Genomic DNA, 14,278 nt, shown 5'->3' on the forward strand with positions numbered 1-14,278 from the left:
AGTGCTAACAAATTTGTTAGCACTTTTTTTATTTCCTATTTTTCCTAAATTTGTTTCATCTAAAAAAACTACATGAAAAATATATTTGTTATTGGTATTGCAGGAGGTACTGGAAGTGGAAAAACCACTGTAGTAAATCAAATTATTAACGAATTACCAGCCGACGAAGTTTGTGTTATTTCTCAAGACTCTTATTACAAGCAGACTGACGATTTAACATATGAAGAAAGAACGAAAATAAACTTCGATCATCCAAGAGCAATAGATTTCGAATTATTGGTAGAACATCTTCAACAATTAAAAAATGGAGAAATTATTGAACAACCAGTTTATTCGTTTGTAGCACACAATAGAACTAAAGACACCATTAAAACTCACCCAAGAAAAGTTATTATTATTGAAGGAATTTTAATATTCAACAATAAAGATTTAAGAAATTTGTGTGACATTAAAGTCTTTGTACATGCTGATGCTGACGAAAGGTTAATTCGTCGTGTACGTAGAGATATAAAAGAAAGAGGTAGAGATATTGATGAAGTTTTAAGCAGATACCAAAGCACTTTAAAACCAATGCATCAACAATTTATTGAACCTACTAAAAACTACGCTGATATTATCATTCCTAATGATCGATACAATACCGTTGCAATCGACATTGTTAGAACTGTGATAAACGACAGATTGTAACATGAATTTTAAATCGATAAAAAACAAATCATCCTTTAAAATAGCTACCAACATTTATGTAGTTATACTTACCATTTTCGTGGTATGGATGCTTTTTTTAGATGAAAATTCGTACCTTACACATAGAGAGTTTAACAAAGAAATTGAAGAATTAGAAACTTGGATAGAATACCATAAAGAACGTATTAAAGAAGATAAAGCTACTATTAAAAAGCTCCAAGATTCACTTCAACTAGAACGTTACGCTCGAGAAAAATACTTAATGAAAAAAGAAAACGAAGATATTTACATTATTGAGTTTGACACAATACAACACTAATGAGCGATTATTTATTTGAAGAGTTCGAAGGAGTTTCTGCAGCAAGCTGGAAACAAAAAATTCAAGTTGACCTAAAAGGTGCTGACTATAACGAAACCTTACTTTGGAAAACAGATGAGGGCATTACTGTAAAACCTTTTTACACCAAAGAAGATCGAACAAACAAAAAAATAACATTTGGCAACAAAGGCTTCAATATTTGCCAAACTATTGTTATCAATAATGAAACTGAAGCTAATAAAGATGCAATCGACGCTCTAAACAGAGGAGCCAATAGTATTGAATTTATTGCTTTAACACCTTTTAATATTGATAATCTTTTAAAAGATATTGATTCAAATAATAAATTACTATACTTCAATTTCAAGTTCTTAGATGCTGATTTTATTGAAAAACTATCAAAACATTTAATCAATATTAAGCACTATTTTAATATTGACATTGTTGGAAATCTAGTAAAAACTGGTAATTGGTTTTATAATTTAAAAGAAGATCATGCTCAATTAGAAAAAATAACAGCTTTATCAAATAGTTCTATTTGTGTAAATGCTATCGTTTACCAAAATGCAGGAGCTAACATGCCTCAACAATTAGCATATACACTTGCGCATGCAAATGAATACCTAAATCATTTTGGAAAAGAAATAGCAGAAAAAATTTATTTCAACTTTGCAGTAGGTAGCAATTACTTTTTCGAAATAGCGAAACTTCGTGCTTTTCGAATTCTATGGGCTACATTACTTAAAGAATATGGTATTGAAAACACCGAAGCTCATATTTTCGCTCAACCAAGTCTTCGCAACAAAACCTTATACGACTATAATGTAAACATGCTTCGCACAACCTCAGAAAGCATGAGTGCAATCTTAGGTGGAGCAAACACAATATCAAACGTTTCTTATGATGAAATCTTCCATAAACCAAATGAATTTGGAAAACGAATTTCTAGAAATCAACTTTTAATATTACAGCAAGAAAGCGAATTAGCTGCCGCTCAAAATATTGCTGATGGAACCTATTACATTGAAAGCATCACTGAACAAATAGCCCAGAAAGCATTAGACATTTTTAAACAAATTGAAAACGCTGGCGGATTTTTAGCGCAATTAAAAGAAGGTGTCATCCAAAGAAAAATTAAAGATAGTGCCGATAAAGAGCAAGCTAAATTTAACAATGGAGAAATTACACTTTTAGGAACAAATAAGATTCAAAACGACAAAGATCGTATGAAAGATGATTTAGAAATCTTTCCTTTTATAATTCCTCGTGATGAAAAAACACTCATTAAACCCATCATACCTCAAAGGTTAGCAGAAAAACTTGAACAAGAACGAATAGAAAATGAGTAGAAAAGATATTTCAAATATAAGTTTAGACGAAAGTCAAAGGTCAAAGATTGAAAGATTTAATCACGAAGATTTTGTCGCTGGCATTGCACCAAATTTACGTGGACCATATTCTACCATGTATGTTCGCAGACCTTGGACCATTCGCCAATATGCAGGATTTTCAACTGCTGAAGAAAGTAATGCTTTTTACAGGAGAAACTTAGCTGCTGGTCAAAAGGGGTTATCTGTTGCCTTCGATTTAGCAACTCACCGAGGGTATGATTCTGATCACGAAAGAGTACAAGGTGATGTTGGTAAAGCAGGTGTAGCCATTGACTCTGTGGAAGACATGAAAGTTTTATTCGATCAAATTCCGCTTGATAAAATGTCAGTTTCAATGACTATGAACGGAGCCGTTCTTCCTGTTTTAGCTTTCTATATCGTTGCTGCAGAAGAACAAGGTGTAGATCAAAAATTACTTTCTGGAACCATTCAAAACGATATTCTAAAGGAGTTCATGGTACGAAATACATACATCTACCCCCCTACTCCTTCAATGAAAATCATAGCGGATATTTTTAGATATACTTCTGAAAACATGCCAAAATTCAATTCGATTTCTATTTCAGGTTACCACATGCAAGAAGCTGGTGCAACTCCAGAAATTGAGTTAGCCTATACTTTAGCCGACGGATTAGAATACATCAGAAAAGGAATTGAAGCAGGAATGGATATTGATACGTTTGCCCCTCGTTTATCATTTTTCTGGGCTATCGGAATGAATCATTTCATGGAAATAGCAAAAATGAGAGCAGGTAGAATGTTATGGGCAAAAATTGTAAAACAATTCAACCCAAAAAATCCAAAATCATTAGCATTACGTACACATTGTCAAACAAGTGGATGGAGTTTAACAGAGCAAGATCCTTTTAACAATGTTGCCAGAACTACGATTGAAGCTATGGCAGCAGCCTTTGGAGGAACACAAAGTTTACACACCAATGCTTTAGACGAAGCCATTGCATTACCTACCGATTTTTCTGCCAGAATAGCAAGAAACACACAAATATATTTACAACAAGAAACACACATTACCAAAACAGTAGATCCTTGGGCAGGAAGTTATTATGTAGAAGAATTAACTGAGGAAATCGCAAACAAAGCTTGGAAACTTATTCAAGAAGTTGAGGAACTTGGAGGAATGACCAAAGCCATTGAAAAAGGGATTCCTAAAATGCGAATTGAAGAAGCTGCTGCTAAAAAACAAGCAAAAATAGATAGCGGACAAGATGTTATTGTTGGTGTAAATAAATATCAATTAGAAGAGGAAGATCCTTTACATATTTTGGAAGTTGACAACGAAGCAGTTCGTCAATCACAAATTAAACGACTTAATGAATTAAAAGCTGCTCGTAATCAAGAAGAAGTAAACACTTCATTGAGCAATTTAACTGAATGTGCTAAAACAGGTAACGGAAATTTATTAGATTTGGCTGTAAAAGCAGCAAGAAACAGAGCTAGTTTGGGTGAAATTTCGGATGCTTTAGAAGTAGAATTTGGTCGCCACAAGGCAATTCACAGAACTATTAGCGGAGTGTACAGTAAAGAAATAAAAGACGATAAATTATTTAAAAAAGCAGTTGCTTTAGCAGATGAATTTGCTGAATTAGAAGGTCGTCGCCCTAGAATTATGATTGCAAAACTGGGTCAAGATGGTCATGATCGTGGAGCAAAAGTAGTTGCTACAGGTTACGCAGACCTTGGTTTTGATGTAGATATAGGACCTTTATTTCAAACACCACAAGAAGCCACGAAACAAGCTATTGAAAATGATGTTCATATTTTAGGAATTTCATCATTAGCAGCTGGACATAAAACTTTAGTTCCACAAGTAATTGAGGAGTTAAAAAAATACGACAGAGAAGATATTATGGTAATTGTAGGGGGTGTAATTCCTGCACAAGATTATCAATTTTTATTTGACGCAGGTGCTGTTGGTGTTTTTGGACCTGGGACAAAAATTGCGCAAGCGGCTATTGATATGTTAACTATTTTAATTGATAGTACTGAAGAATAAATTAGCTATGGAAATAAAATTTATTGACAGAAAAACTGGAAAAACTGAAATAGAAACTCCTCCAGGAGTAGGTTTCTTAAAATTTTTATACCATAATCCTTTTGGAAAACTTGCTATTTTACCTATTGCTAAACGTAAGTTTTTATCTACTTGGTATGGTAAAAAAATGGACAATCCTTCTTCTACAAAAAAAATAGAGGTTTTTGTAAATCAGTTAAACATCGATATGAGTGAAGCTGAAAAGTCAATTTCAGAATTCACTTCATTTAACGACTTTTTCTATCGTAAATTAAAACCAAATGCAAGGCCTATCCAAAATGGATTTGTTTCTCCTGGTGATGGTAAATTATTAGCTTTTGAAAATATTTCTGACGTTCATAATTTCTTTATCAAAGGAAGAAAGTTTACGCTAAAAGAATTTTTAGCTAGCGATACGTTAGCCGAAAAATATAAAAATGCATCGTTAATTATTTTACGACTAGCCCCAAACGACTATCATCGTTATCATTTTCCGTATAGTGGCACTCCAACTGAAATGACTAAAATAAAAGGCGATTACTATTCTGTTTCTCCCTATGCTTTAGCTTCTAATTTTACCAAAGTATTCTGTGAAAACAAACGTGAATATTGTGAGTTGAAAACAGAAGACAAAGGAGACATTTTGATTGCTCCGGTCGGTGCTACTATGGTTGGTAGTATTATTGAAACTTTTACACCAAATTCATCAATAAAAAAAGGTGATGAAATGGGATATTTTGCTTTTGGGGGTTCAACAATTGTTCTACTTGTTGATAAAGACAAATTAAAAATTGATAGCGACATTTTACAAAACACCCAAAACAAAACGGAAACATTTGTAAAAATGGGAGAAGAAATTGGTATGTAGCTTTCCTTATTTTTAACGTTTCTACATACTAAAAATGATTCAAATCATAATACTTTTAAAGCTTTAATCCGTAACTTTGCCCAGTTTTATTTCAACGCAAATTTTACGATGAGAAAAGTCCTCAATATACTTTATTCTACCCGTTTAATGGCAGTACTATTTTTAGTATTTGGTGCATCAATGGGAATAGCAACATTTATAGAAAACGATTTTGGAACCCAAACTTCAAAAGCTTTAGTGTATAACACTTGGTGGTTCGAATTAATCATGGTTTTCTTTGTAATAAATTTCTTCGGAAATATTTTTAAATACAAACTTTATAGAAAAGAAAAGTGGTCGGTATTGTTATTCCATGTGGCTTTTTTATTCATTCTAATTGGAGCAGGCATCACTCGTTATATTAGCTACGAAGGTTTAATGATTATTGACGAAGGAGAAACAACCGATGTTTTTTATTCAGATACTAATTATTTAAATATTATTGTAGATAACAACAAGTTTCAAAAAGAATACAACAATAAATTATTACTATCTGCTTGGGGTACTAACAATGTAAGTTTCAGTGAAACTTTTCAACCTAAAAAGGACGGAAAAATTCATGAAGTAGATTTTAAATTAGTAGACTATATTCCTTGGGCAGAAAAGAAATTAGTGTTAGACGAAAATGGAGTTGAACATTTATTTTTAGTAGAAAGCTCAAGCGGAAGCAGGCACGAGCACTACATTAAAAAAGGAACTATTCAAAATATTCACAATATTTTAGTTGGTTTTGAAGCTCCAGACAAAAATGCAAACATCAACTTCTTTTATGAAGATGGAAGCTTAAAAATGACTTCAAAAGCCAAAGGTGATTGGTTTCGAATGGCAGATCAAAAAAGAGGAGAAATTGTTAAAGATAGCACACAACATTTTCAATTCTTAACACTACACAATATTGAAGGGTTACAATTTGTAATTCCTAAACCTGCTGAAAAAGGTGAAGTTAAAACCGTAAGAGGTAAAAAAGATAAAACTAAATTCGACATGGTTGTTTTTGATGTTACTTACAACGGAAAAACAGAACGTGTAGAGTTTACTGGAGGACAATTTAATGTAGACGGTCAAAAACAATTTAGTATAGATGACTTAAACTTTAGAGGTTGGTATGGAGCTAAACAAATTTCTGTTCCGTTTAAAGTAAAGTTAAATGATTTTCAGTTAGAAAAATATCCTGGTTCAGAAAACGCCGCTTCTTTCGCAAGTGAAGTAACTGTTTATGGGAAAAACGAAACTTTTGATTTTAGATTATTTATGAATCATATTTTAAACTATAAAGGTTATCGCTTGTTTCAATCAGGTTATAAAAACGAAGGTCAAAAAATTGAACAAACTCATCTTTCTGTAAATCATGATTTTTGGGGAACAGGAGTAACTTATTTAGGATATTTTTTATTATTCTTCGGTTTGATCGCTTCTCTTTTTATTAAAAACACTCGTTTTAGTCATTTAAAAGAAGCTTTAGTAAAAATCAGAAAAAAGAAAAGCCTTTTAACTTTAGCTTTCTTAACTTTAAGTGTTGTTGGTTTTTCTCAGCACAAACAACATAAACCACAAGCATTAACTGAGACTCAAATTGATTCTATCTTACAAAAATCGGTAGCAAGCAAAAAACATGCTGATGAATTTAGCAGTTTGGTAATTCAAGATGCTGGTGGTAGAATGAAACCTGCACATACTTTTGCTTCTGAATTAGTAAGAAAAGTTGCCCATACCGACAACTTTAAAGGATTAACTCCAAGCCAAGTTTTAGTTTCAATTACCGAAGCTCCAATGTTTTGGTTAAATGTTCCTTTTATTTATTTAGAAAAAGGAAATACTCAAATTAGAGAAGTTTTAGGATTGCCTAAAGACACGAAATACGCTCGCTTTGTTGATTTTTACAATCCAGATCAAACTTCTAAAATTGGTCATTTAGTTGTTGAAGCTCAAAAGAAAAGAATTCAAAATAAATTTGAACAAGACGCTATTAAAATTGAAAGAAGGGTTTGGTTAATGTCTCAAGCATTAAGCGGAAGTATTTTACGTATTTTCCCAATTCCAAACCACGAAGAAAATAAATGGGTTTCGCAACCAGAAACCTTAAATGCAGGTTTTAAAGGAACTGATTCTGTTTTTGTTCGTCAATCATTGCCAGTTTATTTTCAGTTATTACAAAATTCAAAGAAAACTGGAAATTATACAGAAACTAATAAGGTTTTAGACGGAATTAAAAAATATCAGAGAAAGTTTGGTTCAGAAGTAATTCCTTCTCAGGATAAAATTCAATTAGAAATCGCTTATAACAAAGCTAATATTTTTATTAAACTTTATAAATATTATGGTTTAGTAAGTTTATTGATGATTGTTTTTGTATTCTTTCAAATATTTAACAACAAACCTTGGGTAAACTATGTCGTTAAAGCTTTTATTGGAATTATAATTCTACTTTTTATCACTCATGTTACAGGTTTAGCTATGCGTTGGTACATTAGCGGAAACGCTCCATGGAGTAACGCTTACGAATCTATAATATTTGTAGGATTAGCTTCTATGCTATTTGGGTTAATCTTAGGTAGAAACTCGTCATTAACAATTGCTGCAACAACATTTTTAACAGCTGTAATTTTATGGTTTGCTAGTCAAAACTGGTTAGATCCTGAAATTGCAAACTTAGTTCCTGTACTTAATTCTTGGTGGTTATACGTACACGTTTCTATTATTGTAGCTGCTTACGGACCTTTCTTTTTAGGGATGATTTTAGGAGTTTTTGCTTTATTCTTAATCATTTTTACCACAAAAGAAAACAAAAACAAAATGCTACTTCACATTAAAGAATTAACCATTATCAATGAAATGGCTTTAACTGTTGGTTTAGTAATGTTTACTGTCGGAAACTTTTTAGGAGGTATGTGGGCAAATGAAAGTTGGGGACGCTACTGGGGATGGGATCCTAAAGAAACTTGGGCTTTAGTATCTATCATGGTATATTCTTTTGTTTTACACATGCGATTGATACCAGGTTTAAGAGGAAGATATACTTTTAATTTAGTATCAATCATTGCTATTTTTTCAGTTATGATGACTTATATGGGAGTAAATTTCTACTTATCAGGATTACATTCTTACGCCAGTGGAGATAAAGTTATCACCCCTAACTCGGTATACTATTCAATTGCTTTTATAATTATAATTGGTACACTTGCTTGGTTTAAAAACAAGAAATTTTACAAAAAATAATCGTTTAATATTATCATAAAATGTACTTTTGTACGCCTTTAACAAAAAAATATGTTTAATAAAAATATAAAATTAGTTTTAGCAATCCTAACATTAGCTTGGTCTGTTTACGAATTTACTCAAGGAAATATTGGAAATGGAATTGCCATCTTACTCTTAGTAGGGTTATTTATTCTTTTTTATTTTAAAAATGAATTTATTTTACTAGCCTTTTTACAATTACGTAAACAAAATTTTGAGGGAGCTAAAAAATGGTTGGGCTATATTAAAAATCCGTCTACAGCACTAACACAAAAGCAAGAAGGATATTACAATTACTTGCATGGTATCATGTTAAGTCAGACCAACATTACTCAAGCAGAAAAGTTTTTAAGAAAAGCGGTAAAGTTAGGTTTAGCTATGGATCATGATTTAGCTATGGCTAAGTTACAATTAGCTGGAATTGCAATGACCAAAAGACGTAAGCGAGAAGCTACTACTTTAATGGCTGAGGCCAAGAAACTAGATAAACATGGCATGCTAAAAGAGCAAATGCAAATGATGAAACAACAAATGAAGAGGATTTAAAAATCCTCTTTTTTATTTTATAAAATATATAATTTGTACTTTTACCCTCTAATAAAATTAGATATGCTAAGGAAATTCTTTATAAAATCTTTTGACAAATATGCTTCTCATTGGCTGGTATTGTTAATCGATATTTTTTTAGTTTGTTTATCTTTTGTTCTTGCGTATACTATTCGTTTTAACACTAGCTTAAACTTTGATACTGAGAAACTTGTTTACCAAATCCCTCTTGTTGCAACTGTAGCTCTTTTCAGTTTCTTATCGGTTGGATCATATAGAGGAATCATTAGACATACAGGTACTAGAGATGCTTTTAATGTTTTTATTGGAATTTCTTTAATGTCTTCAATACTAGTAATGTTAGTATTAACCAATAGTTTTCTTAATATTGCTCCTAGTTTTACAATACCAAAATCCATTATAATAATTCATTATTTAGTTTCTGTATTATTATTAATTATTAGTCGATTTGTTTTCAAGGCTTTTTACGAAATTGTTTCTACTGAATTAAATGAAATCACTAATGTTTTAATTTATGGAGCTGGTGATTCTGGTTTAATTACCTACGGAGCTTTAAACAGAGATACAAAAAACAAATATGAAGTAATCGGTTTTGTTGATGATGACCCTAAAAAACAAGGAAAAAAAATTGACCGAATTAAAATTTATAACGGAAATTTTATTACTAAAGAGTTTATTAAACAAAAAGGAATTGATGAAATAATCATTTCTATACAGAACATAAAATCAGAAAAACTACTTTATTTAACCGATAAATTATTTGACTTTGGCGTAGATGTAAAAATTGTGCCTCCACTATCAAAATGGATTGATGGAGATTTAGAAGCTACTCAAATTAAACAAGTTAAAATTGAAGATTTATTAGACAGGAAACCAATTTCAATAGACAATCCGATAGTTAGTAGAGATGTTACAAATAAAACTATATTGGTAACTGGTGCAGCTGGTTCTATAGGCTCTGAAATATCTAGACAATTAAGCTCTTATAATCATAAACATTTAATCTTAGTTGATCAAGCTGAATCTCCTTTATATGATATTCAACAAGAATTAATACAAAAAGGTAGAAAAAATTTTACTTGTATAGTTGCTGATGTTAGAGATTTAAACAGAATGGAAGAGATTTTCGAGAAGTTTAATCCACAAAAAGTATTTCACGCTGCCGCTTACAAGCACGTTCCTTTAATGGAACTTTCTCCATATGAAGCTGTTAAAATTAATATCGGTGGTACAAAAAACATAGCCGACTTATCTGTAAAACATAATGTAGAACGTTTTGTAATGGTTTCAACAGACAAAGCTGTAAACCCAACAAATGTAATGGGAGCAACTAAAAGAGTTGCCGAAATGTATATAAGTTGTTTAAGCAGCCAAAAGAATCATGACACAAAGTTTACTACTACAAGATTTGGAAATGTTCTTGGATCAAATGGTTCTGTTATTCCTTTATTCAAAAAACAAATTGAAAATGGAGGTCCATTAACTGTTACTCATAAAGATATTACTCGATACTTTATGACAATTCCTGAAGCCTGCAGATTAGTTTTAGAAGCTGGCACAATGGGAAATGGTGGCGAGATTTATATTTTTGATATGGGTAAATCAGTTAGAATATATGATATTGCTAAAAGAATGATTCATCTATCTGGCCTTAAATATCCTGATGACATTGATATAAAAATCACAGGACTACGTCCTGGTGAAAAATTATATGAGGAATTATTGGCTAACGGTGAAAACACTACTCCAACTTATCACGAAAAAATTATGATTGCTAAAAATCAAGAAATAAACTTTGATTTAATAATAAGCAAGATAAATTCTTTGTGTTTTACTAATAATAATCACAACAATAAATTAACTGTATCATTGATTAAAGAAATTGTTCCTGAGTACCTTTCACAAAACTCAATTTACCAAGAACTAGATAGAATAAAAGAAAATTAGTACTTTCGCAAAAAATTATAAAGAATGCTAAAAGTTAAAAGTTTAATTGTACTACTAATTGTTCTTAGCTGTACATTTATATCATGTGTATCAAAAAAAGAAGTAGTTTATTTTCAAGATGAAAACAAAAAACATTCTTTAATTGAAAACAGTTTTAAAACAACTATTAAACCTAATGATTTATTACAAATTACTGTTTCTGCTTTAGATATTGAAGCTGCTAAACCTTTTAATTTGCCTGCTGCTACTTTTGCTACTACAACTAATAGTGTTGTGGGAACACCTCAACAACAATCATATTTAGTAGACTCTGAAGGCTTTATAGAATTCCCTTTGCTTGGAAAATTAAAAGTCGGAGGTTTTACTCGACAAGAAATTATAAAACTATTAAACAATAAACTCTCCCCCGATTACATAAAAAACCCAACGATTAATATTAGAATATCAAATTTTTCTATAACAGTATTAGGTGATGTAAAAACACCTGGAAGATTTATAATCCCAAACGAACGCATTACTATACTAGAGGCTATAGGTTTAGCTGGAGATTTAAATATTTCTGGAGTTCGAACAGTTCAAGTAAAAAGAGAGGAAAACAATCAAATAATTACTTATAAATTAGATTTAAAATCTAATTCTATTTTTACTTCTCCAGCATATTATTTACAACAAAACGACGTTGTATATGTTGAACCAAATAAAGCAAGATCTCAATCAGCATCTTTTAATCAAAATTCAGGATTATTTATATCTGCTGCTGGCCTTTTAATTTCAATAATAACCCTTATTGTACGATAAAATGAACGATAATAAATATTCTCATCAACTAGGAGATAATGATACAATAAATATTAGAGCTGAGTTAGAAAAATATATATTTCATTGGAAATGGTTTGCTCTTGGTATTGCTCTTTCCCTTTTTAGCGCTTATCTTTATTTAAGATATTCTACACCGAAATATAATGCTACTGCAACAATTTTAATAAAAAATGATAAAAAAGGAGGTGTTTCTGAAGAATTAGCAGCTTTTGAAGACTTAGGTATTGTAGGTGCGTCAAGTAAAAATATTGATAATGAAATTGAAATTCTAAAATCTCGTAAATTAATTGGTGAGGTTATAAAAAAACTAAACCTTTTACCCAATTATATTTCAGAAGGTAGAATTAAGGTTTCAGAAATTTATTCTGAAACTCCAATTAAAATTAATTTCAACAATAATATAAAAAGAGATACTACTCTTAACATTAAAATTATAAACGACTCTAAATTTGTAATAGTAAACTCAGGGAAAGAGTCTGGGACTCAATATTCATTTAACCAGAATATCTCGGACCCTAATTTAGGCAGTTTTAAAATTACAAAAACCAGCTTTTATAATCTTAAAAGTGATATTATTACAATTAAAATTGCTCCGTTAAATAAGAGAATCGATAATCTTAAAAAATCTATTAACATAGTCCCTGTAAATAAAAAATCTAGTGTACTAAAATTAACTTTACAATCTCCCTTAAGAAAAAAAGCAGAGAATATTTTAAATGAACTGATAAATCAATATAACATTGATGCAATAAATGATAAAAGATTAGTTTCGGAAAAAACAAATAAATTCATTACTGAAAGATTAAGCAATATTAGTAATGAGCTTTCTAAGTTTGACGATAGTGTTGAAAAATTTAAAAGTAATAACAATATTACTGATATCTCTTCCGAGGCTGAATTAGCTTTAAAAATAAGCTCAGAAAATCGCGCTAAACTAATTGAAGCTTCTACAGAGTTAAGTCTTGCTAAATCTTTAAAAAACGAACTTAACAACAATGACTTTTTACCCTCTAATTTGGGAATGTCTGATCCTAGTATTGGAAGCAACATCAATGAATACAATACTTTAATCGCACAAAAAAAGAGATTAGAAAAAAGCGCTGGTGATAAAAACATTGTATTAATTGAAGTTTTAGACAACCTCTCAAGTTTAAAACAATCACTTGAAAGGAGCTTAAATAATACTGTTAAGTCATTAGAAGTAAAGGTTAATAGTTTAAAAAGAGAAGCTGGTAGGTTTAATTCAAAAATTTCATCTATTCCTACAAAGGAAAGAGAATTTTTAGACATTGCTCGTCAACAAGAAATTATTGCTGGTTTATATTCATATTTACTCAAGAAAAAAGAAGAAACAGCTATTTCTTTAACAGCTAATGCTGTTCCTAATGCAAAAATAATAGATAAAGCATACAGTTCTAACTCTCCTGTGAGTCCAAAAAAGAAAATTATTTATTTAGCAGCACTTTTATTAGGTCTCGTCATTCCTTTTGCTTTCATATACTTAAGAGATTTACTAGACACAAAAGTTCATACAAAAAAGGATATTGAAGAATTAACATCTATTCCTTTTTTAGGAGATATACCTCATTCTGTAAGTAAAGAAAAAATTGTAATCAATGCTAGTGCTAGATCAAGTACAGCAGAGGCTTTCCGTTTAATTAGAACGAACTTAGACTTTATTTTAAACAATGTTCAAACTAAAGAAGGGCAAGGTAAAACAATCTTTGTAACCTCAACAACTAGTGGAGAAGGTAAATCATTCACTTCTATAAATTTAGCTGCTAGTTTAGCTCTGTCGGGGAAAAAAGTTGTTTTAGCTGGTTTAGATTTAAGAGCTCCTAAAATCACAGAGTACTTAGAAATCCCAGATAGAAAAGGAATTACTAATTACCTAACTAATGATAGTATTACTTTAGATTCTTTGGCTTTTAATATTCCAGAAATTAAAGATTTAGACATTATTGCTTCTGGTGCTATTCCACCAAACCCTGCAGAATTATTATTAAGTAATAAAATTGAAACTTTATTTTCTGAATTAAAAGACAACTATGACTATATAATTATTGATACTGCTCCAGTAAATTTAGTTACTGATACCTTATTAATTTCTAAACATGCAGACATGGTTATGTATGTTACTAGAGCAAATTATTTAGACAAGAGAATGTTAGTTGTACCTCAAACTTTATATAATGATAAAAAATTACCTAATCTTGCCATTGTTTTAAATGATACAGATTTAAAACGAGGATATGGTTATGGTTACGGCTACGGTTATGGTTATGGTTATGGTGTAGCAGAAGAGGATGATCAACCTTGGTACAAGAAAATATTTAGCTAGTAGTTAAATTTGATATTATAAAAAAGAGGAA

The 14,278-nt window shown here is 30.7% G+C and carries 10 protein-coding genes; all 10 read left to right on the forward strand.

Annotated elements, in window-relative coordinates; translation table 11 throughout:
- Window positions 1-81 precede the first annotated feature (81 nt).
- The 10 genes from udk (at window position 82) to WH52_RS08960 (ending at window position 14,247) form a co-directional block, all read left to right on the forward strand.
- Window positions 82-687, forward strand: a complete 606-nt coding sequence (gene udk, locus WH52_RS08915; RefSeq protein ID WP_086030644.1) for a uridine kinase — start codon at window positions 82-84, stop codon at window positions 685-687.
- Between the two features lies 1 nt (window position 688).
- A complete protein-coding gene (locus WH52_RS08920) occupies window positions 689-1,006 on the forward strand; it encodes an FtsB family cell division protein (RefSeq protein WP_086030598.1) in 318 nt (105 codons plus the stop codon).
- Window positions 1,006-2,355: a methylmalonyl-CoA mutase subunit beta gene (locus WH52_RS08925; RefSeq protein ID WP_086030599.1), complete on the forward strand. Its 1,350-nt coding sequence runs from the start codon at window positions 1,006-1,008 to the stop codon at window positions 2,353-2,355. The genes WH52_RS08920 and WH52_RS08925 overlap by 1 nt, the downstream gene beginning before the upstream one ends.
- Window positions 2,348-4,411 carry a methylmalonyl-CoA mutase gene (gene scpA / locus WH52_RS08930; RefSeq protein WP_086030600.1) on the forward strand — a complete coding sequence of 688 codons (2,064 nt, stop codon included), beginning with the start codon at window positions 2,348-2,350 and terminating at the stop codon, window positions 4,409-4,411. The genes WH52_RS08925 and scpA overlap by 8 nt, the downstream gene beginning before the upstream one ends.
- Window positions 4,412-4,418: 7 nt before the next feature.
- Window positions 4,419-5,297, forward strand: coding sequence for a phosphatidylserine decarboxylase (locus WH52_RS08935; RefSeq protein ID WP_086030601.1), 879 nt, complete (start codon window positions 4,419-4,421; stop codon window positions 5,295-5,297).
- Between the two features lie 147 nt (window positions 5,298-5,444).
- Window positions 5,445-8,552 carry a cytochrome c biogenesis protein gene (gene ccsA / locus WH52_RS08940; protein ID WP_317041843.1) on the forward strand — a complete coding sequence of 1,036 codons (3,108 nt, stop codon included), beginning with the start codon at window positions 5,445-5,447 and terminating at the stop codon, window positions 8,550-8,552.
- Between the two features lie 51 nt (window positions 8,553-8,603).
- On the forward strand, window positions 8,604-9,119 hold the full coding sequence (locus tag WH52_RS08945) for a hypothetical protein (protein ID WP_086030603.1): 516 nt from the start codon (window positions 8,604-8,606) through the stop codon (window positions 9,117-9,119).
- 63 nt (window positions 9,120-9,182) lie between these two features.
- Window positions 9,183-11,087, forward strand: coding sequence for a polysaccharide biosynthesis protein (locus tag WH52_RS08950; RefSeq protein ID WP_086030604.1), 1,905 nt, complete (start codon window positions 9,183-9,185; stop codon window positions 11,085-11,087).
- Between the two features lie 24 nt (window positions 11,088-11,111).
- Window positions 11,112-11,885: a polysaccharide biosynthesis/export family protein gene (locus WH52_RS08955; RefSeq protein WP_086030605.1), complete on the forward strand. Its 774-nt coding sequence runs from the start codon at window positions 11,112-11,114 to the stop codon at window positions 11,883-11,885.
- Window position 11,886: 1 nt separating this feature from the next.
- A complete protein-coding gene (locus WH52_RS08960) occupies window positions 11,887-14,247 on the forward strand; it encodes a GumC family protein (RefSeq protein ID WP_086030606.1) in 2,361 nt (786 codons plus the stop codon).
- Window positions 14,248-14,278: the final 31 nt, after the last annotated feature.

This window comes from Tenacibaculum holothuriorum, from assembly GCF_002120225.1.
Taxonomy (GTDB): Bacteria; Bacteroidota; Bacteroidia; order Flavobacteriales; family Flavobacteriaceae; genus Polaribacter; species Polaribacter holothuriorum.